The following is a 21,207-nucleotide window of genomic DNA, read 5'->3' as shown; positions in this document are numbered from 1 at the left end:
TTCTTTATTTTATTTTCGGGAATTTTAGTGTAAAAGTTGAACCAAGACCCAGTTCTGAATTTACCTCAATTTCCCCTTGATAATTTTCTGCCAATCGAGCTAAAATTGATAAACCTAAACCAGTTCCACCAATTTCTCGATTGCGAGCCTTGTCCGCTCTAAAGAAACGCTCAAAAAGATGATTAATATCTTCTTCTGAAATTCCAATTCCTTTGTCAGATACACTCGTAATCACAAACTGTTCATCCTCAGAAACAGTAATCACGATTTCTTTACGATCATCAGGAGAGTATTTAGCAGCATTATCTAACAGAATTCGTAAACCTTGTTCAAAATGATTTTCTGAAATTCGCGCATGAGTGGGATAAATAAGCCGGTTATCAAGCACTATTTCAAAATCATCATGCAAAAGCTGAAAATTCTTAAGGGCCCGATTACAAACTTTTCCAACATCACAATCCAGTTCTTCACTTGATAAGTCAACATTTTCAAGACGAGCAAGAGCCAACATCTCCTCAAGCATTTTCTTCATTCGATCAACTTCATCTAAACTTGCCTGCAAAGATTCATCTAATACTTCTGGATCATTTTTCCCCCATCGATTCAACAAGTTAATATGTCCATCCAAGACAGCTAAAGGTGTTCTTAATTCATGAGAAACATCAGAAACAAAGCGATTTTGCTGTTCAAGATATGCCTTCATCTTCAACATCATATCATTGTAAACATGAGCCAACTCTTCGATTTCATCTCCACTTTGAATTTCAATCGGTTCAAAATCATTTGTTGGATCATTTGCCATTTCTTTCATGCCCTGATAAAGTTTTTCCAATGGTTTCATAAAGTAATTAGCCATGAAATAACCAATCAACTGAGCGACAATCAAGGCAACAATTTCTAAAATTAACAAGACAATCAAAAGAAGATTAGAAATTCGATGATAAGTCGTCGTATCATAAAAAGCCTGTAAGTATCCCACAACTTGTCCTGTTGACTTAGAAATAATTTTTCTCTGAACTAAATAACCTGGATTTTCTCCCCGAATCTCTTTCATTTCATTATTAGCCTGATTCTGAAAACCAAAAGTATGTCGATTCGTTGAATACAATAATTTATGATTTAAGTCATAAATATAAAATGCTTTCCGTGTCCCAATGATACTACCCAAACTCATTCCTTCAGACTCACCATTTTGAATCTTTGATGTCGCTTCAATATATGTGTTCAAATTCGATGAATTCAAAGGAGCATCTGCTTTTTCTAAGACTTCCTCAACACTATCCATAGAGCGAGTTAATAATTGTTGTTCTTCTTTAATAAAAGAACTGATTGTCAATTGATAAGTCAAAGTAGCAAACAAAGTAAAAGTAATAAAACAAAAAACGGTGTTAGCAAAAGCCCACCTAAGCATGATAGACCGCTTAGCCGAACTTTCCTCTACCGTCTCTTTTTTCTTATTGAAAGTAAATAATTTTTTCATCTTATTTTTTATTTGCGTTCACGCATTACATAACCTAAGCCACGAACAGTTTGAATATAGCTATCTTGACCTTCAACATCAATTTTATTTCTAAGATAACGAATATAAACATCCACAACATTTGTTTCTGTTCCTTCTTCATATCCCCAAACTTGTGAAACTAAATGTTCACGAGTCACAACATCGCCAACATTTTGCATCAATGTCAAAAGGAGGTCATACTCACGACGTGTTAAATCAATTACTTTTTTACCACGATGAACGGTGCGATTCGTTTTGTCAATCACAAGATCACGGAAAGAAGTATTTTCAGCACGTTCAACGGCATGACCATGCTCTTCACGACGGAAGAAAGCACGAACACGCGCCAAAAGTTCCTCAATCGCAAAAGGTTTAGTGATATAATCATCAGCCCCAATATCAAGACCAGCAACACGGTCCATCGTTGAATCACGTGCCGTCATCATAATGATTGGTGTATCTTTTTCTTTTCGTAAACGACGAGCTACCTCAAAACCGTCAAGTTCAGGAAGCATCAAATCAAGCAAGATTAAATCATAATCTTTTGAACTTGCTTCTTCAAGACCAGAACGACCATTATCTTTAATCTCAGTCGCATAGCCTTCATGTTCTAATTCTAATGAGACGAATCGCGCTAAATTCTTTTCATCCTCAATAATCAAAATTTTCTTTGAAGTCATATCATTCTCCTTTGTTAAAAAAACTGTATAATTCGATTTCTTATAATACTATTATAAGATAAATTTAATTTATGTACAAACTATTTGACGCTTTTTTTAAATTGTTTTCGCTTTCTTAGGCTTTAAGGCTGAAACCCTTTGAAAATGAGAGCTATCTAATCAAATAATCCATTTAAACCATCAAAAGGAGATTTCTTTTCTTCCAATTTTTCTTCTTGTTGTTTGGCATAATCTTCTTCACTCAAAACAGACCAGAATTTACCAGCCGGCAACTCTTCAGCCTCTTCATCTTCAGCAAAAATTTGCAAAGGAATTTCCAATAAAAGATTATCAGTGATTGATTCATCTAAACTGATTAAATCTTTATCCAAAACAATAATCAAATCATTGTCTAATAATTCTTGATTCCCTCTCAAACTCTCTTCAGTCGCAAAAATTTCATTGACAAAAAGATCAATAGGATACTCGACTGGTTTTAAACTTCTTGACGAAGGTAATGTCAATACTGTTTTAATTTGATAATCTAAATAGAATAAATCATCATCATAAGCAATTTCACCTTTAACCTCAATTGGTTGACAATCCAAAATTTCTTGTGAACGTTTGAGCAACTCATCACGTAGATTTAATTCTTCATTGAAACTAATCTGCTTTTTTTTCGTTAATTCATTTAAAGACCATTTCATCTTTTAATATTCTCCCACAATTTAATTATTTTTCTTTATTTTATCTTATTTCTATATTTTTTCATAATAAAAAGCTGTCAAATGACAACTTTTACAGGTAAAAATAAAAATGGTCGAATGACCATTTCTATTATTGTTTGCCGTATTTCTTTTCGAAACGAGCGATACGTCCGTCCGCTGCTTGGAATTTTTGACGACCTGTATAGAATGGATGTGAATCTGAAGAGATTTCAACACGGATCAATGGATAAGTGTTTCCGTCTTCCCATTCAACAGTTTCTTTAGAACCTTTAGTTGAACCAGTCAAAAATTTGAAACCAGTTGTAGTGTCCATGAAGACTACTGGTTGGTAATTTGGATGGATATTTTGTTTCATCGTTAGAATTTCCTTTCTGCCTTGGACTGTTTGCCAGACCAAAGTTGTACGAATACTTAAATATTCTATCAAATTTATAGATAAATTTCAAGTTAAAATTTTCTTTTGTCAAGAAAAAAACTTTACAAACTTTTCAATTCTTAAAAAAAGTAAATTTACTTCAATAAAAATTTTCTATAATAATATTTTCCAGTAGTATCTCTAGCATAAAGTCCAATCTTACGTTGATTAATTCCAAGTTCTTTTATTTTAGTTATCCACTCATTTTTAGCTATGAAATAAGTTGCATCTTCTTGCGGATTAAGTAAAATTGGTAGTTTGGCACTTTCGTACTCGAAATCTCTAGGCATCATAAATATTATTTTTTTCCGCCTTTTTCTTAACCAACTTTTTTGATAAAGACCGACTTCATAAATCTTTACGGGAACGGATCCAATATTTACAAGATCAATAGACCACAAAGATATTTTTTCTCCGGAGAATATTTTATAAGAAATCCAGTAGTCAACTTCTAATTTTTTTCGATAGTCTCTTCTTGCCAAATAAAGCGAAACAATAACTACAGCTATAGTTCCAATCGCACTCAGGGCATCCCAGACATTTCCTAAATCGATAATCATGAGTCACTCTCTTTCTCATTTTATACTCATGATTTTATCATATCATTTTAGCCTTTTCAAAGGAAATCCTCTTTTTATTTTCTAGATTATTATTCCCTTTTCTCTCAAATTTTCTTTACAGTCTTCAAGATAATCATTATTATGTTCAGGATAGATCGGGAAGGTTTGAATAACTTCTTCTAGTTCTAAATATACTTTAGAAGTTTGTCCCCGATATAAAGGATTTAGCCATTTTTCATCCGGATGATAGCCTCTTTTTCTCATTTCAGTCATGACTTGTAAATGATATTGAAAAAGTTTATAGGGCGAATAATTAAAAACATAATTTACTGTTGAATGTGGTTTCTCCCAGCCTTTTCCTCGAAGGGCACAACATTCACGATGCTGTCCCAAAAGTTGCTGTCTTGGAAGCTTTTTGATTAAAGCTTCATGCCAAAGTCTCATATCCTCCCCTTTCATATTTAGAATAGAAAAATTTCTTTATTAAAAAATCCTCCCGAAGGAGAATTCTCTTTTCCCTATTTGAATCAGATATTAATTGTTGATTTCCGATTGTTCAACCGATGAGTTCTAGAATTAACAATTAATATCTGAAATAAAGATGTATCTATTATACCTTGATAAAAGGATGCTCTCAAGTAATTTGATTAGCTGATTTTTTAAAGAAACCTATTTTCCAATTACATAACGTAAGCGACTAGCTTGATCTTTGCTTAAAACTTGATAAGAAAATAAAGTACTATAACCTGTTCCTGATTGCGAAATTAATATTGAACCATCAGAACGAATTTTTTCTACAAAGGCAACATGACCGTAAGTGGCATCAGCTCCGTCTTGCCCTGCCTTAAAACTTACGGCACTATGAAGTTGAGGAGTTGATGTAACTTGATAACCTGCTTGATTTTGCCAATCCTTACCATTCCCCATATATTGGCCATAGTTAATCCCAAACTCTTTCGCTCGATTATAGACCCACCAAGTACATTGTTTATAAGCATAAGTTTGGGTTGAATAATTATCAATATTCATCGGTCTATCAATCGTCCAACCCGCTGGAGTTCCAGGCAAACTGTCAGAAGGCATTGTTTTCCAAGCAATAGCTCCATATTTCCAACCTACAGATAATAAACTATTCTGCTCAAATACATTCGTTGTATAATTATGTGCACCTGACTGAGCATTAGGATTATAAGAAACATAAAGATTGACTGTTCCAGCTGAATAAAAGACAGGATTTGCATTATTGTCCCAGCGCCAACCTAGATTGACCAAAGTTTGCGCTTCATATTTACTCAAGGTATAATAATGATCCCCACCTTTAACATTGGGATTATAAAGCCGATAAACTGGTTCACCAGAATTTGCTGCTTGCCAACCAATACCCTCGTCACGCCAACCCACATTTTTAAGAGAATTTCCTTCATAAAAATTTGTGGTGTAAAAATGTTCCCCACTATTAGGGTTATAAAGTCGATAAACTGGGCTTTTCGAACTTGCTTTCACCTGAGTTCCATTAGCGATATTCCAAGCACCCACTGCTGTTATAATACCAAGCAGCAAAAAAACTTTTTTTCCTTGCATCCAAATCCTCCATTTTAGCCTAGCCTTATGCTATTTAAGCTAATGTATTCTATTTAAACTCTATAATAGGTCACCTAAAATGTCAAGCGATTTCATTTAGTAATCTAGATATCTAAAAAGTTAAAACGGCAATTTCAGGAGCTACACCAAATCTGGCTGATAAATGAGTCGTTCCTATTCCGGTATTAACATAAAGTTTTTCATTTGCCCCTAACTGATAAAGTCCACCAGTATAGTTATTCGCATGACTCATCAATGCGGTAGCTTTTTTTTGAATTTGAGGAATAAGTGGGATGTTTATTTGACCGCCATGACTATGACCAGAAAGAATTAATTCATAACCCTTATTTTGATATTGGCTAACTTCATCTGGCTCATGAGTCAATAATATATCATAACTCGTTTCAGCCATTTGATTTGGCGAGGGAAATTGCGGATTTCCTAACAAAGCTTCATCCAAACCTGTGAATAAAATTTTCTTACCATTATCCAAAGTAAAAACTTGATTTTCATTTCTTAAAAGAGAGAAATCAGATTCAGCCATAATATTTGCATATTCTCTGACAGATCCCCCACCATAATCTCGATTGCCCCAAATTGCAATTTTCCCATATTTTGCTTTCAGACTTTTTAACTTAGAAATAACAGCTTCATTTTCATTGTATTGCGAATAATTATCATATAAATCTCCCGAGAAAATAATAAAATCAGGATTTTGTTCATTTGTTTTTTGAATCACTTTATCTAATCGATCAGCATTAAAATCCTTTTTAATATGTAAATCGGATAACTGAACAATTTTCAAATTTTCTTTAGAATTTGTATTATTCACTTGATGCTCATTGACTACTAAACGGTAAGGTTCAACTTTAAAAGCATAGTAAAAGACTCCTATAACAGTACATATTATAAGAATAATAAGTGAAAATACTATTTTTTTAATTTTCATATCTCTAGATTATAACATATTGCGTATTTTTTAAACTTACAAAAAGAATTAACTTTTTCTAAGTGCATGCTACATATAATTATAGAAATGCGTAATCAATAGATTGGTTGAAATTTAAAGTTTATAAACAAAAATTCATGAGGAAATTTGATTATTTTACCAGTAAATAAGTGAAGAACATTTTCTTCTCGATAAAAACTAACTTAGAAAAAACCTATCCCTATGCCTTTTTATTGTTAATATTTTGAGTATCACTTTGAATCTCAACTTCTAAAATACTTTGTATGCTTGATAATGCCTCTAAAAATATTTTATTCACTTTCTGAAGTAATAAAACTTGTAAGCGAGAGGATAAAAAAACGCCTAGATTAGTAGGCGCTTTAGGAGTATTTATGAAAAAGTTTATTTTTTGGAATAGATTTATTATAGAACTTATTTCTTAAATGAATAATAAAAAATAATCAATAACTTATACTTTTTTGAGTCTTCGGCTTCGGAGAAAATAAGAATCATTAACAGCCAATACAAGACAAGTTCCCTATAACTGAACTTCTCTAATTTAAGACCATATTTTCAATAACCTCAAAGTATTTTTAGTAAAATAATAGACAATTTTGTAAAATTGTCTTTTTAATTATTGAAATAATGTGTTAAAATGTATTTTATATCTTACAGGAGTTTTAAAAATGAAAAAATCAATTATTGCATTATCTACATGTACTCTTTTAACATGTATACTATTCACTACTTTACCTTCACCTTCAATGGCGGACCAACTTGATACTCCATCATCGGATATTTCTGCAAAAGCCGAACAAGAATGGTATGGTATTTCAACGATTGAATTTTTCAATATGGGACTTGACTCTGGAATTGTTGAAGTAACACAAGGCGACATTATCACCGGGAGGGCTACCTTCGGTTATTATGGTGGTGACTCCCTTACAACTCAAGACATAATTGTGAACTCTAACCTTGACTATGTAGTTATTTCAAATATTACTATTGATAATAATTCCCATACGGGTACCTTTGATATTATGATAGATACTTCTAATATTAGTTCTGGAAGCCAGACATTTCAACTTAACGTTACAGATGCACTTCCTGAAAATGATCGGCATGTAACTCCCTATTCAATAACAAATATGATTCAGATTAATGAGGCACCTAGGCCCGATCCAGACCCTGATCCTACCCCAGACCCTGAACCTAATCCAGACCCTGAACCTAATCCAAATCCCGAACCTATTCCAAATCCTGAACCCACTCCAAATCCTGAACCAGCTCCAAATCCTGAACCAGCTCCAAATCCTGAACCAGCTCCAAATCCTGAACCAGCTCCCTCTATAAATAAAAATACATTAAATATTTCAAAAGATTCTATTGTCTTGGATAACAAGATTACAAAAGCTTCAGAAGAAGGAAATATAAAAACATTACCAGAAACTGGTGTTAATAGCAAAGCGGATCTTAGTTTTGTACTAATCGGAATTATAATAATAAGCTCAGCAGTAACAATCTTATACAAAAATAGATAATAAAAAAACTCAGTAGTTCTGAGTTTTTTTATTATCTAACGAGCAATATACTGTCACACACTCAAAGACATTTATATCAATATCCTATTTTTGGAAGTTATCCATGAGATCCATGAAATCATCAAAAAGATAGCTGGCATCGTGAGGTCCAGGAGCTGCGTCTGGGTGAAATTGGACTGAAAAAGCTGGGAAGTGTTTGTGACGCACTCCTTCAACTGAGTCGTCATTGATTTCAACATGGGTAATCATTAGGTCTTCAGGTAAGTTTTCTGATGAAACGGCATATCCATGATTTTGTGAGGTGAAGTCAATTCGTCCTGTTGCAATTTCACGAACGGCATGGTTAAATCCACGGTGTCCAAATTTCATTTTGTATGTTTTTGCTCCATTTGCAAGACTAAATAATTGATGACCTAAGCAAATACCGAAAATTGGAATTTTACCTTGAATTTCTTTAATCATTTCAATTGCTTCTGGTACATCTGTTGGGTCACCAGGGCCATTAGTCAACATGACACCATCAGGTTCCATTTCCAAAATTTCTTTAGCACTGGTGTTGTATGGGACAACGGTGAGATTACATTCCCGTTTTGAAAGTTCACGTAAGATACTGTGTTTCAAACCAAAGTCAACAACGACAACTTTTCTACCTGTATTTGGTGATGGATAAGCGGTCGTCGTACTACTTGTTTCAACTTGATTTGTTGGTAATACTGTCGCTTGAAGTTGGCTCATTTGATGCTCTACTTCATCTCTTGCTTGTACAAGTGAGGCCTTCATAGTGCCGTGTTCTCGAACAATTTTAGTAATCGCTCGAGTATCCACACCTGTAATTCCAGGAATATTTTTTGCTTTTAAAAATTCATCAAAAGACATTTGCATCCGCCAGTTCGAAGGACGGCGCGCTGCTTCATGAACAACTACGGCTTTACAGGTTGGATGAATTGATTCATAATCATCTCGGTTGACGCCATAATTTCCAACAATTGGATAAGTGAAAGTCAAAATTTGTCCGTTGTATGATTGGTCAGTGATTGATTCTTGATAGCCTGTCATTCCTGTATTAAAGACAAGTTCACCTGTAACATCCAAGTTTGCACCAAGAGATTCTCCCTCAAAAATGGTTCCGTCTTCTAAAATTAAAAGTCTTTTGCTCATAATAAATATTTCCTTTGAATTTTGCTTTAGCAATTATTTTTTCTTGTTGTCAGCGCTTTGAATTATTTAGCTTTTTTTCCAGCAAGAATTGCTTCAAGAATTGCCATTCGAGTATAAACACCATTGCTCATTTGTTGAACAATCCGACTTTGTGAGTTTTCCACAAGGCTGTCAGCAATTTCAACATCCCGATTGACTGGAGCTGGGTGCATGATAATAGCTGTTGGTTTCAACATTTTTGCTCGTTCTTCTGTCAGTCCAAAATGATTATGGTAGCCTTCTTTAGAAAAGCTTTCGCCACTATCATGACGTTCGTGTTGAACGCGTAAGAGCATATGAACGTCAAGTTCTGGCAAAATTCGGTCTAGGTTGGCATAATGACCGTAATCATCAAATTCTTCACTATACCATGCTGCTGGGCCTGTAAAGTAAAGTCTAGCTCCTAATTTTTGGAGCATCATCATATTAGATTTGGCGACACGTGAATGGGTTAAATCTCCGGAAATTGCGATTTTTAAACCTTCAAATTTGCCAAATTCTTCATAAATGGTCATCAAGTCAAGTAAACATTGACTTGGATGTTGCCCTGAACCATCTCCACCGTTAACAATCGCACAATGAATATTATCTGAATTCACTAATTCTTCATAGTAATGTTCTACTCCTGAACGTATAACACAGATATCAACGCCAAGTGCATCAAGTGTTAAGACGGTATCGTAAAGAGTTTCTCCTTTACTAATTGAGCTTGCTTGCGCATCAAATTCAAGAACATCTAAGCCTAATTTACGCTCAGCAATATGGAAACTATGGTGCGTTCTTGTAGAATTTTCAAAGAAAAGATTTGAAGCAAAAGTTTGTTTTTCTAAATCAAATTCTGCTGTTCCTGCTTTGAAAGCTGAGGCTCTTTTGATAAGTCCCATGACTTCATCAACACTCAATTTTTCCATACTTGTGAGGTTTTCGAGTTGAACTAATCCATTTTTTACTGACATGAGGTCTCCTTTACCCTGACTGTGTGCTCTCTGTCACAACAGTTTTATTGACAATATATTTGATTGTTTTGTCAGTAAACTGACAAAATTTTTATCTACTGATGGAAATCTCGATAGGATTTCTATCAGTTATAAGTTCACTTTTTTTAATTACTGACGATTCTGTCAGTAATTTTGGAGCTTTTAAATTTCGCTAGGATCTTTTGGCAAGACAAGATTTAAAACAATTCCGAGAATTGTTGCAATGGCTACTGATGAAATTTGTAAATTTTGAGTGATATTAATAATCATTCCACCAATCCCGATAACAAGAACAACTGAGCTGATTAGTAAGTTTCGTTTGATATCAAAATTAACTTTATTTTCAACTAAAATTTTCAAACCAGAAGCTGCAATTACTCCAAAAAGGGCAATTGATGCTCCCCCGATGACGGGTGCTGGAATTGATTGCAAGAGCGCTGTAATTTTCCCAATGAATGAGACAACGATAGCAAGAACGGCAGCTCCAGCAATAACATAAATCGAATGAATTTTTGTAATTGCCATAACTCCAATATTTTCACCGTAAGAGGTCACCGGCGGTGCACCAATAAATCCGGCGATGATTTGAGCTAGACCATCACCAGTTAATGTTTTTTCTAATCCTGGTTCTTTAAAGTAATCTTTTTTAGTTAATGAATTCAAAACCATAATGTGGCCAAAATGCTCAGTCATTGTGACAAAAGCAATCGGTGCCATTGTCAAAATTGCTGACGGATAGAAGGCCCACTTGTAATTGGCAAATGGAATTTCCATTGGTGGAATGGTCAGCCACTTAGCATGTGAGATTCCAGTGAATGAAACAATGTTCATCCCTGTAATCTTACCAATAATCATTGCTGCAACATATCCTGTGATGATTCCAAGTAAAATTGGAACAACTGACAGAAATCCTTTGCCATAGATACTGTAAATGACAATAGATAACACAGTGATGAGGGCAATAATGATATAAGCTAAACTGTATCCTTTTAAATTTGCAACGTCCGTGTACATGGCATCATTAATTGCTGTTGGAGCAAGTGATAATCCAATGACCATAACGATTGGCCCAACGACGATTGGCGGTAAAACTTTGTCAATCCAGCCTTTACCTGCAAATTTTACAATTAAAGCGACAATCAGGTAAACCAATCCACCGGTCATTGCCCCTTGAGCAATGGCTGGCATTCCACCATTTTTCATCAGTAAAGTCATCGCACCAATATAGGCAAAGCTTGAACCCATGTAAGCTGGCACTTTAAATTTTGTAACACTCATGTGTGCAAGTGTACCAAGTCCAGAACTCAAGAGGGCAATGGCTGGGTTAATCCCAACTAAAATTGGCACCAAAACCGTTGAGCCAAACATGGCAAACAAATGTTGAAATGAGAGACCAAACCACTGACTTGCAGCTGGTTTCTCATCAACTTTTAAGATAATATCATTATCGTGCACTTTTTTCTCCTAAAACTCTAAGTTGAATATTTGTTAATTCTTTCGTCAGTAACTGACAGCATATTTTTTACTTTAAATTACTGACAGAAATTTTTTAATCTTCACGTTTAATTAAAATACTGTCATTGCCATCGTGTTCAGACATTTGAACAATGATTTCTTCATCACGACCTGTTGGAATATTTTTCCCAACGTAGTCTGCACGAATTGGCAATTCACGATGTCCACGGTCAACTAATACAGCCAATTGAACACGAGCTGGACGACCGAGTTTTACAATTCCATCAATTGCCGCACGGATTGTCCGACCTGTGTAGAGCACATCGTCGACAAGAATGACATCTTTTCCTGTAATATCGATGTCAATTTCTGTCGTGTCTTCTTGAGCTTGTTTGTCATCACGGAATGGACGTGTATCCAACTCACCAAAAGGAATTTCCAAACCTTCTAATTGTTGCAAACGTTCTTGGATTCTTTTTGCTAAATAAACACCACGTGTTTTAATCCCAATCAAAACCAATTTGTCCAGCTCTTTATTACGTTCAATAATCTCGTAAGTGATACGTGTAATTGCACGTTTCATTGTGATTTCGTCAATAATTTCTTTTCTAGCCATTGTGGCTCCTTTCATTCTTGATGATCAATTGGTCAGTAAACTAACAAATCTTTCATTTAGCGATTTAGCTTCCATTTCTAAGTTGTCCATTAACATACAAAAAACCTGCACTCAAAAGAGAATGCAGGTAGGTATCAGAAAATGGACAGTATCCATCATATTATTACATTATTAATTTCTGACCTTGCCTGCCTCTCTGGACAATCTTAAAGGTTAGATAGATTATAGCAAAGTTCTCGCCACTTGTCAAAAATTATTTTTTATTTAGAGAATAAAGTCTTGAAAGTGATTATAATCAAAAATAGACAAGATGACATCATTAAAAGAAAAATTAATTTCCAAACAAAAGCAGGGATTATTTGAAATTTCTCATGGAGTAAATCTGCATCAGAAAGTTCTTCATTTTTATGAAAAATTACTCTAAGGTCAATAAATGCCCCTAAAGTCAGAAAACCAATTAAAGCTCCACCCATAAAATTAAAAATCTGAATTTGACCAAAATAAAGCAAAGCCCCTGTAATTAAAATTCCTAGCAAACAAATCAAAAAGCCATACCAATTTTTAACGACGATTAGAACAGAAAGGCTGACTATCAACAGACTTATAAGAATGAATTCTGGATGATTGATAATCAAAAACCAGCTAAAGAGACAGCCAAAAAGTAAAGGCATTGGATAGCCCATCAATAAAACAAAGAAGCTTCTCCCACCACCACTTGTTTGGGTGAGGCCGGAACTATCATGATTAAGATGAATTCTATAAACTTTACCAAAAGTAATTTTCGCCGCCAGAGCATGACCAAATTCATGTAAAAGCGTCACTAAAATTCTTAATAAGGGATAAAGAAAGATAGCTATTAAAAGCCCACAAATCAAACCTAATAAAATTATTTTTTGCTGGTCACTAAAGTCTGCGATTCTTTCAAAAGCAGAATAAATATATTGGATAAAATCTTGCAAAACTTCTCCTTTCAGTTTATCATAACAAAAATAACTTAAAATAAAATATTTAAAGAAAGCTTGACAAATATATTATAAAATTATAATATAATAATATGATTAACGAGAAAGATATTGCTGAATTTTTTAAACTTTTCTCTAACGACGGACGTTTAAAAATTATTTCCAGCCTAGCCACTGATAACCTAACCGTAAATGAGATTGTTGAAAAAACACAACTTTCTCAATCTCTTGTCAGTCAACAACTAAAACTTTTAAAAAATGCACGGATTTTAACGAATGAAAAAATTGGAAAAACGGTCACTTACAGTATCTATGACCGCCATATTTTACATCTTTTGAAAGATGTTGCAGAACATTTGGATGAACAAGAGGGAGGAAATCATGAGCCTTAAAAATAAACAAATAAAAAGCGAGCATGACCATAATCATCTGGATAAACTTGTCTCACAAAACGTCACAATCGTTTTTGCTTTAAACCTCTTCTTTGCGATTTTAGAATTTATTTTTGGGGTGCTCTTTAATTCTACGGCTATTTTATCTGATGCCGTCCATGACACAGGAGATGCCGTTGCTATCGGTTTAGCCTGGTTTTTCCAAAAATTCTCTAAAAAACAAGAAGACAAACACTTCTCTTTTGGTTATCAACGTTTTAGTTTACTTGGCGCCTCACTCACAAGTGTCATTTTAATTACGGGGAGTTTCATTGTGCTTTTCGAAGCCGTTCCTAGATTTTTCAACCCTCAACCTGTAGAAGCAACAGGTATGCTTGGTTTGGCTATTTTTGCAATTGTCGCCAATGGTTTTGGTGCATGGCTTTTGGCTCGTGGTTCCTCACGAAATGAAAGTATTTTAAATCTTCACGCGCTCGAAGACGTTTTAGGTTGGCTGGGAGTCCTCATTGTTTCAATCGTCCTTCATTTTGTAAAATGGTACTGGCTCGACCCACTTCTTTCTATTCTAATTGCTTTGTTCATCTTATCCAAAGCCATTCCAAAATTCTGGGGAACTTTACGTATTCTTCTTGAATCAGTCCCCGAAGATATTGATTACAAAAATCTTCTAAGAGCCCTTGAACAACTTCCTGAAGTACTTGCTGTCACACAACTTATCATTTGGTCAATTGACGGTGAGCAAAATGCAGCAATGATTCATATTGTGATTCCCGAAAATCAAGATTTCTCAGATGCAAAAATCGCTGTTCGTAAGCTTTTAGAAAGTGAGAAAGTTTGTCGCTCAGCCATTGAACTTGATGAAACTACTGACGAACATAAAAAACATGTTCAATATGAAATTTAATTACTGACAGAACTTGTCAATTTATAAAATTACTGATGAATTAAAAGACTCGGCTTATAAAAAGCCGAGTCTTTTAATATTTTTAACGAATTTGTCCTGTGCCATCAATCAGATATTTTGTTGAGGTTAGAGCCTCTAAGCCCATTGGCCCTCTGGCATGAAGTTTTTGAGTTGAAATGCCAATTTCAGCACCTAAGCCAAATACAAAACCGTCAGTAAATCTTGTAGACGCATTGACATAAACGGCTGCCGCATCAATTTCATCTTGAAATTTTTGCGCATTGAAATAATCATGAGTGACAATGCTTTCTGAATGACGACTTGAATAAGTATTAATGTGCTCAATTGCTTCATCCAAATTATCAACCGTTTTTACTGACAGAATATAATCTAAAAATTCTGTCCCAAAATCATCGTCAGTTGCAGGAATTCCAGCTGACAGAACTTTCAGCGCACGCTCGTCAGCACGAAATTCAATTTCATGAACTTTATTGATTTCATTTTCCAACTTTGGTAAAAATTCGTCAGCAATTTTTGCGTGAACCACTAAACTTTCTGCTGCATTGCAAACACTAGGACGCTGTGTTTTGGCATTTATCACAATTTTTGTCGCCATTTCTAAATCAGCAGATTCATCAACAAAAATTGTACAATTACCCACCCCAGTTTCAATGACAGGAACCGTTGCTTTTTCTTTGACACGGTTAATCAATCGCGCTGACCCTCGCGGAATCAAAACATCTAAAAATTTATCTGCCTGCATCATTTTTTCTGCTTCAGCATGACTTGTGTCAGATAACAATTCAACTGCTCCGTCAGTAATTTTTGCTGACAGCAAATTTTCCTTAATAATTTCAACTAAAACCATATTAGAATAAATCGCGTCAGACCCACCGCGTAACAAAACAGAATTTCCTGTTTTAAAACAAAGAGAAAAAGCATCGATAGTCACATTTGGACGACTTTCAAAAATCATTCCAACAGTGCCAAGTGGCACTCTTTTTTGCAAAATCTTAAGTCCATCAAGATTAGTGAAACCTTGCAATACTTGCCCAATTGGGTCAGGAAGTTCTGCAACTTGTCTCAACCCTGTTGCCATATCAGAAATTCTTTGCGCATTTAGACGCAAACGGTCAACCATAATCTCAGAAATTCCATGTTCCAGAGCGTTAGCCAAATCTTTTTCATTCTCAGAAATAATTCTGTCAGTATTTTCGATAAGGCTGTCAGCTAAATTTTGCAAAAAAACATTTTTGTCGGCAGTTGATAGCTTTGCTACTTCTTTGCTCGCCTTTTTAACCTTTAATCCAAGTTCTTCAATCATCGTTTTATCCTTCTTTCTTTGGGGCGTGTCTATCTCAGCTTCGCTAGGCTGTCCCATGCTCGCTATGGCGCTGAAGCGCCTAGTCACATCGCAAAAACCGCTTTGCTTTTGAAGTCCATCTTCGCTGCGCATGAATGTCCATTCGCTGTAAGCGACTCTAAAGTCGCAACGCGAAATGGCAACGCCACGAGCTGTTCATTTACTTGGCGTTGCACGCCAAGCGACTCGTGAAGTTGGACGAAAAAGCAGGTTTTTAGAGGTAACCTCAAGATTTTTGATGAAAATAAGTCCCAATCTCACGTCCTTCGATAATTTCTTTAATCTCTCGAATCCGTTCTCCATTGGTCAGAACCATTTCTTGACCATTTTCAAATAAAATCTGTGCAGCCGCCAATTTTGAAGTCATCCCGCCAGTTCCAAAACGCGAACCGGCACCACCAGCCATTTGACGTAATTCATCAGTAATTTCATGAATTTCATTAAAAATTTTCGCATCATCATAAATCGTTGGATTTTTATCAAAAAGTCCATCGATATCTGACAGCATAATCAATAAATCAGCATTCACTAATTTAGAAACAATCGCTCCCAATTTATCATTATCACCAAATTTTGTTTGATGATCCATTTCATCAACCGCAATAGCATCATTTTCATTAATAATTGGAATAATCCCAAGCCCAAGTAACGCATTTAGTGCATTTTCAGCATTCTCACGACTCGTTGGAAAATCAGTCACATCACGTGTCAAAAGTAACTGAGAAACTTTTTGCGAATAACGACGAAACATTTGCGTATAAAGACTCATCAATTCAACCTGACCGATTGAAGCCAAAGCCTGCTGGTCAGCAATCCCTTTGGGACGTTTATCTATACCAAGCACATTCAAGCCAACTCCAATCGCTCCAGAAGTCACCAAAATCACTTCATAACCTTTATTATTCAAATCAGATAAAACAAAAGCCAACTCGTCTATATTTGATAAATTTATTTTTCCATTTGGCAAAATCAACGAACTCGTTCCAATCTTAACTACAATTCGTTTAACACTCAAAATATTTTTTCTTGTCATAATCATTTATTATAGCAAGATATTTCAACAAATACGAGAGTAAAATGATTAAATTTCTACTTTTTATTATTTTATTCTACAACTAGAATTTTATAAAAAAAGTGCTTTTGAGCACTTTTTATTTTCCATACCCCACTAGCTATTTTTTGTCTCTTTTTCAGCTAACATCTTCTTAACAAAATCAGGCATTTCCCCTCTGACAGCTCCGTCAGTAGACTTTTTTATTGATTTAGCCACTTGATTTTCATATTCAGAAGTTGTTTTTTCATGACCATCTAATCGTTTCTCTCCCACCAAATTTTGAATGGATGTAATATCCTGCGAAACTTCTAAACAGCCCAGATATTCTCCTGTTTCTTCATCACGCATTGCAAAATATCGAATATAAATTTTCTTATTAAAACGATGTAAATCAATCCAAAAATCAGCTTGATCGCGTGTTCCAGATTTAAAATCTTCTAGGATTTTTTCTACTACCGCCATTGATTTTGGCGGGTGGCAATCAATAACACGTCGACCAATTACAGATTTAGCTCGTGGAAAAATTCGTTCTCCTCCCGAGAAAAAGCGAACGATATCTTCTTTATCAACAAAACTTAGATCAACCGGTAAAACATTAAACAAAGCCGTCAACTCATTGAGGTGTAACATGCCAGTTGGCAAAACAACCACTCCCTCACTTGTAACTTTTTCCCAATCATATTGCCGCTTAACTCTTTTAGGTTTGCTTACTTCTAAACCAGATTCCTTAGCAATAGCCTCTGTCATTGCTTTAGCAGATTCAATCGCCGCCAATCTTTGAGGTTCATGCTCTTTTTCCTTTTCAATTGACTCTTTAGAAGCTTTCCATTTTAAAGGTTCCGCAATGAATGCATAGCCAATCTCTTTAGAATCCTCCTCTATTTGTTCCCAATCTTTTAAAGAAAAGACATCCAAGCACATTGGAATCATAATTGCTTCTTCTTTAAAAATCATTTCTTCAATTTCCGTCAGTAAATTTTCTAGCATTTCACGTAATGGGTTCAAAGCTGTTTTATCTGTTTTTAAATAAACAATTACTTCTTTAATCATCTCACGAACACTATCATCTACACCCCACATAACTTTTGGTGGCGCTGTGATTCCATATTTTTCCATAAAAGAAAAAATTAAAGTTTCTTTTCTAGCATAATGTTTGTCAATATTATACAAATCAATAACCGCTACAAGTAAACGTTCTTTATAAGACCAATCTCCTTTTTCAATCTTTGAAAAAACCCACCGAATTTCATCATTTAGTAGCGATGTAATCACTTGATTTTCAAGTTTCATTGTATGAATAGGATGTCCTGGAGTATTTTCTTCTAAAGATGATTTATGAATATCTGTAATAGCCCCTTTAAAGACAGCTGCATGAACATTGCATAATTTTTGAATTTCAGAGGGATTGAGCCCCCCTTGGATCAATGCCTTTTCAGCACCAGTTATTTCCGAAACATCTACACCATCAAATTCTTCATTAAAAATTTTTTTGGCGTCCTCAAACGTCCCCCCTTCGTGTAAGAGTGTCAATATTTCAACAATTCTTTTTTGGCGCTCAATTGTAGTCGATTTATTCATATTTGTCATTATTCTTCCACCTTCTACTTTGAAAACTCAAAACCAGCCTCAGCAAAAGCAATAACAATTTTATCCCAATCGATATGTTTCATTTTTGCTCCCATTGGAATTGTCGCCATCCTTCCAGCAGTCTGTAGCATTCCAGGCATTTTTATCTCATGAAAACCCAAACCATCCATTAAATCAATAATTTCAGGGTGTTCTGTTGCTAAATCATAAAGTTTAGCATTTATATCCAGTTGAATCATTCTAATCTCCTTTTCAAATGTCAAAATTTTGTAAAAAAACTTTGACATCTTATCTTATTCTAACAAAATATTAGTCTCATTAAAAGATAAAAAAAAAATCTATAAACTATAGATTCTCATGAATTATTAAAAAATAATTTGAATGAAGGCTAGTGAAAATACTCCCACAAGCACAATAACTAATAAGTTTTTTGTCAAAATAGCTGCTAAAACCGTTGGAATTGAAGCAAGTAAATTATTCCAGTTAACCGATGGTAAATGACCTAAATGTTGAATAAAAAGATTTGAAATCCATAAGGCTGACATAATAACTACCGGCACAAAACTTAAATATTCCACAACTATTTTAGGCAAACTCATTTTTTTTAATAAAATAAAAGGTAGAACTCTTGAAATCCAAGTTACAATAGCGCATCCAATAATTGTTAATGATATAAATTCAAAAGAAGACACGTTTTACCCCCACACCTAAAGCACAAGCAATCAAAGTAACAAATAAAACTAACAAGTTGCTTGGCAAAAATATCAAACCAAAATAAAATAGAACCAAGGTAATTCCAACCATGACTAACTGTAGCATTAAACCCAAAGTTTTATCACTAATAAGTTGCAAATAAAGTAAGCCAATAAACATTGCGATAACTGCGAATCCCAAACCTAATTTTTCTGGATTTGCTAGTAAATTCCCTAATAGAGCTCCAATAGCACTGGCTAATGCCCAAACTAAATAGGCTAGTAAATTTGATGCATTAAACCAAGAAAAATTCAGTTTACCCTCAGTATAATTTTGTTTATTCATTCCTAAAGCAAAACTTTCATCGGTCAATAATGTCCCAAGTAAAATATTTTTCAGTAAACTTTCATTTTTAAAATATGAAGCCGTCGTCATGCTCATTAAAATAATTCGTGAATTAACTAAAAATACACTTAATACTATTGACATAATAGGACTATGAGTTGCTAGCATACTAACCATGATAAATTGTGCTGAACCAGCGTAAACAATCAATGAGAGTAATAAAATTACCCAAACGCTAAACCCCTCGCTGTGCCCTATCATCCCAAACGCAATTCCTATCCCAATATATCCAAAAACTGTCGGCATTGTATCTTTCAAGCCTTGTTTAAAAGTTAATTCCGAATTCATATTCCCCTCACTCCCTAAAAGATTATATCTAACCATTATCACATAAATATTAACTAACTGTCAATAAAAATTTATTAATCACTTGATTTTTGCAAGGTATATTGCTATAGATTTCATTTTTTCAATGATATAATCAAATTAATAACAACATCAATCTTAGAGGAGGAAGACTATGGCAACAATTAGTATTTTTGGTAAAGGAAAAATGGGAAAAGCAATCGGTGATAATTTTAGTTCATCTGGTAATAAAGTCAACTATATCTTATCAAACTCAGCTAAAACAGAATTGGGTGAAATTGTTGTTTTAGCTGTTCCCTATGTCGCAATTGCTGGAATCATCCAAGAATATTCGACTGATTTACAAGGAAAAGTAATTATCGATATTACAAATCCCGTTGATTTCACAACATTTGATAGTCTATTAGTGCCTTCGGATACTTCTGCTGCGGCTCTCATTGCTAAGCAACTCCCAAATTCAATGATTGTTAAGGCTTTTAATACGACTTTTTCCGATACATTGGCAACAAAAAAGTGGCAAATGAACATCAAACAACAGTTTTACTCGCTAGTGATAGTCAGGAAGCAAAAGAGACCATTATTAAATCTCTTGAAAATAGTGGTTTGAGTCTATTAGACGCTGGTTCACTAAAAAGGGCTCGCGAACTAGAAGCTATTGGTTTTCTGCAAATTACTTTAGCTGCTTCTGAAAAAATTTCTTGGGACGGCGGTTTTGGGATTTTCAAATAGTCGCTTAAAAATTTAAGTCTTGTTATAATTGAATAACAAGGTTTTTTATTTTATAAAGAAATATCATCAAGGAGTAGAATAATGACTACATTAACAAATGAACCAACAATGAAAATCAGAGCATTGGAACGAACAGATTTAAAAAATATTCATATCATCAATAATAAGGCTGAAACAATGCGGCTATGGTTTGAAGAACCTTATGAATCTCTAGACGAGTTAACCAGTCTTTATGATAAACATATCCATGATAATACTGAACGTCGCTTTGTAATTGAAGCCAATGATACTTTTATTGGAATTGTGGAACTTATGTCTATTGATTACATTCATCGTACCTGCGAAATTCAAATCATTATCATTTCAGGTTTTTCTGGAAAAGGCTACGCTCAAAAAGCGTTAAAAACAGGTGTTGACTATGCTTTCAATACTCTAAATATGCATAAAGTTTATTTATGGGTAGATATTGATAATGCTCCTGCTGTTCATATCTATAAAAAATTAGGATTCAAAATTGAAGGAACGATTAAGGAACAATTCTTTGCTGGCGGTAGATATCATGATAGCTACTTTATGGGGATTCTTAAATCTGAATATACTCAAAGAGAAAAAGCGGTTAAATAAAAAAACAGG

The 21,207-nt window shown here is 34.4% G+C and carries 23 protein-coding genes and 1 pseudogene; 5 read left to right on the top strand and 19 right to left on the bottom strand.

Annotated elements, in window-relative coordinates; genetic code table 11:
* Positions 1 to 4: 4 nt before the first annotated feature.
* From HFD15_RS02380 to HFD15_RS02345, 8 genes are all read right to left on the bottom strand, one after another.
* Positions 5 to 1,480: a HAMP domain-containing histidine kinase gene (locus HFD15_RS02380; protein ID WP_167593201.1), complete on the bottom strand. Its 1,476-nt coding sequence runs from the start codon at positions 1,478 to 1,480 to the stop codon at positions 5 to 7.
* Between the two features lie 8 nt (positions 1,481 to 1,488).
* The gene (locus tag HFD15_RS02375; protein ID WP_012898209.1) at positions 1,489 to 2,181 is read right to left on the bottom strand and encodes a response regulator transcription factor; all 693 of its coding nucleotides are present in this window, start codon (positions 2,179 to 2,181) and stop codon (positions 1,489 to 1,491) included.
* Between the two features lie 155 nt (positions 2,182 to 2,336).
* Positions 2,337 to 2,867 (bottom strand): DUF177 domain-containing protein, encoded by a 531-nt coding sequence (locus HFD15_RS02370; RefSeq protein WP_012898210.1) that lies wholly within the window; start codon positions 2,865 to 2,867, stop codon positions 2,337 to 2,339.
* Between the two features lie 130 nt (positions 2,868 to 2,997).
* Entirely contained in the window at positions 2,998 to 3,243 is a 246-nt protein-coding gene (locus HFD15_RS02365; protein ID WP_003130760.1) for a type B 50S ribosomal protein L31, read from the bottom strand.
* A gap of 155 nt (positions 3,244 to 3,398) precedes the next feature.
* A complete protein-coding gene (locus HFD15_RS02360; protein WP_023188701.1) occupies positions 3,399 to 3,863 on the bottom strand; it encodes a hypothetical protein in 465 nt (154 codons plus the stop codon).
* Positions 3,864 to 3,944: 81 nt separating this feature from the next.
* Positions 3,945 to 4,307, bottom strand: a complete 363-nt coding sequence (locus tag HFD15_RS02355) for a TIGR02328 family protein (protein ID WP_023188700.1) — start codon at positions 4,305 to 4,307, stop codon at positions 3,945 to 3,947.
* 225 nt (positions 4,308 to 4,532) lie between these two features.
* Positions 4,533 to 5,444, bottom strand: coding sequence for a CHAP domain-containing protein (locus HFD15_RS02350; RefSeq protein ID WP_023188699.1), 912 nt, complete (start codon positions 5,442 to 5,444; stop codon positions 4,533 to 4,535).
* 112 nt (positions 5,445 to 5,556) lie between these two features.
* A complete protein-coding gene (locus HFD15_RS02345; protein ID WP_025017008.1) occupies positions 5,557 to 6,393 on the bottom strand; it encodes a metallophosphoesterase in 837 nt (278 codons plus the stop codon).
* A 686-nt stretch (positions 6,394 to 7,079) separates the two neighbouring features.
* Here HFD15_RS02345 and HFD15_RS02340 point away from each other — a divergent pair.
* Positions 7,080 to 7,934 (top strand): LPXTG cell wall anchor domain-containing protein, encoded by an 855-nt coding sequence (locus HFD15_RS02340; RefSeq protein WP_167593202.1) that lies wholly within the window; start codon positions 7,080 to 7,082, stop codon positions 7,932 to 7,934.
* Between the two features lie 84 nt (positions 7,935 to 8,018).
* Here HFD15_RS02340 and HFD15_RS02335 read toward each other — a convergent pair whose 3' ends face one another.
* The 5 genes from HFD15_RS02335 to HFD15_RS02315 form a co-directional block, all read right to left on the bottom strand.
* Positions 8,019 to 9,092: a carbamoyl phosphate synthase small subunit gene (locus tag HFD15_RS02335; protein ID WP_039115702.1), complete on the bottom strand. Its 1,074-nt coding sequence runs from the start codon at positions 9,090 to 9,092 to the stop codon at positions 8,019 to 8,021.
* A gap of 62 nt (positions 9,093 to 9,154) precedes the next feature.
* Positions 9,155 to 10,087: an aspartate carbamoyltransferase catalytic subunit gene (locus tag HFD15_RS02330; protein ID WP_017864817.1), complete on the bottom strand. Its 933-nt coding sequence runs from the start codon at positions 10,085 to 10,087 to the stop codon at positions 9,155 to 9,157.
* Between the two features lie 183 nt (positions 10,088 to 10,270).
* On the bottom strand, positions 10,271 to 11,563 hold the full coding sequence (locus tag HFD15_RS02325; RefSeq protein ID WP_010906053.1) for a uracil-xanthine permease family protein: 1,293 nt from the start codon (positions 11,561 to 11,563) through the stop codon (positions 10,271 to 10,273).
* A 94-nt stretch (positions 11,564 to 11,657) separates the two neighbouring features.
* Entirely contained in the window at positions 11,658 to 12,179 is a 522-nt protein-coding gene (pyrR, locus tag HFD15_RS02320; RefSeq protein WP_010906054.1) for a bifunctional pyr operon transcriptional regulator/uracil phosphoribosyltransferase PyrR, read from the bottom strand.
* 260 nt (positions 12,180 to 12,439) lie between these two features.
* A complete protein-coding gene (locus HFD15_RS02315) occupies positions 12,440 to 13,138 on the bottom strand; it encodes a M50 family metallopeptidase (RefSeq protein WP_003129391.1) in 699 nt (232 codons plus the stop codon).
* A 95-nt stretch (positions 13,139 to 13,233) separates the two neighbouring features.
* On the opposite strand from HFD15_RS02315, the gene HFD15_RS02310 reads away from it, so the two are divergent.
* Together HFD15_RS02310 and HFD15_RS02305 are read left to right on the top strand one after the other, a co-directional pair.
* The gene (locus HFD15_RS02310; protein WP_003129394.1) at positions 13,234 to 13,533 is read left to right on the top strand and encodes a helix-turn-helix transcriptional regulator; all 300 of its coding nucleotides are present in this window, start codon (positions 13,234 to 13,236) and stop codon (positions 13,531 to 13,533) included.
* Positions 13,523 to 14,437, top strand: coding sequence for a cation diffusion facilitator family transporter (locus tag HFD15_RS02305; RefSeq protein WP_058207897.1), 915 nt, complete (start codon positions 13,523 to 13,525; stop codon positions 14,435 to 14,437). The genes HFD15_RS02310 and HFD15_RS02305 overlap by 11 nt, the downstream gene beginning before the upstream one ends.
* 82 nt (positions 14,438 to 14,519) lie before the next feature.
* Here the strand turns inward: HFD15_RS02305 and HFD15_RS02300 are convergent, their stop codons facing one another.
* From HFD15_RS02300 to HFD15_RS02275, 6 genes are all read right to left on the bottom strand, one after another.
* Positions 14,520 to 15,818: a glutamate-5-semialdehyde dehydrogenase gene (locus tag HFD15_RS02300; RefSeq protein WP_255457148.1), complete on the bottom strand. Its 1,299-nt coding sequence runs from the start codon at positions 15,816 to 15,818 to the stop codon at positions 14,520 to 14,522.
* A 208-nt stretch (positions 15,819 to 16,026) separates the two neighbouring features.
* Positions 16,027 to 16,833, bottom strand: a complete 807-nt coding sequence (proB, locus tag HFD15_RS02295; protein ID WP_026138929.1) for a glutamate 5-kinase — start codon at positions 16,831 to 16,833, stop codon at positions 16,027 to 16,029.
* A 135-nt stretch (positions 16,834 to 16,968) separates the two neighbouring features.
* Positions 16,969 to 18,441, bottom strand: coding sequence for a DUF438 domain-containing protein (locus tag HFD15_RS02290; RefSeq protein WP_012898216.1), 1,473 nt, complete (start codon positions 18,439 to 18,441; stop codon positions 16,969 to 16,971).
* 14 nt (positions 18,442 to 18,455) lie between these two features.
* Positions 18,456 to 18,680 carry a DUF1858 domain-containing protein gene (locus HFD15_RS02285; RefSeq protein WP_012898217.1) on the bottom strand — a complete coding sequence of 75 codons (225 nt, stop codon included), beginning with the start codon at positions 18,678 to 18,680 and terminating at the stop codon, positions 18,456 to 18,458.
* A 126-nt stretch (positions 18,681 to 18,806) separates the two neighbouring features.
* The gene (locus HFD15_RS02280; protein ID WP_025017015.1) at positions 18,807 to 19,133 is read right to left on the bottom strand and encodes an AzlD domain-containing protein; all 327 of its coding nucleotides are present in this window, start codon (positions 19,131 to 19,133) and stop codon (positions 18,807 to 18,809) included.
* Entirely contained in the window at positions 19,120 to 19,827 is a 708-nt protein-coding gene (locus HFD15_RS02275) for an AzlC family ABC transporter permease (protein WP_010906060.1), read from the bottom strand. The genes HFD15_RS02280 and HFD15_RS02275 overlap by 14 nt, the downstream gene beginning before the upstream one ends.
* A gap of 172 nt (positions 19,828 to 19,999) precedes the next feature.
* Here HFD15_RS02275 and HFD15_RS02270 point away from each other — a divergent pair.
* Positions 20,000 to 20,574 (top strand): annotated as a pseudogene (locus HFD15_RS02270) (NADPH-dependent F420 reductase).
* A gap of 81 nt (positions 20,575 to 20,655) precedes the next feature.
* The gene (locus HFD15_RS02265; RefSeq protein ID WP_003129407.1) at positions 20,656 to 21,198 is read left to right on the top strand and encodes a GNAT family N-acetyltransferase; all 543 of its coding nucleotides are present in this window, start codon (positions 20,656 to 20,658) and stop codon (positions 21,196 to 21,198) included.
* Positions 21,199 to 21,207: the final 9 nt, after the last annotated feature.

This window comes from Lactococcus sp. EKM203L, assembly GCF_011800585.1.
Taxonomy (GTDB): Bacteria; Bacillota; Bacilli; order Lactobacillales; family Streptococcaceae; genus Lactococcus; species Lactococcus lactis.
Note: the sequence above shows the minus strand (reverse complement) of the source record. Positions and strands in the feature narration are given on the sequence as shown.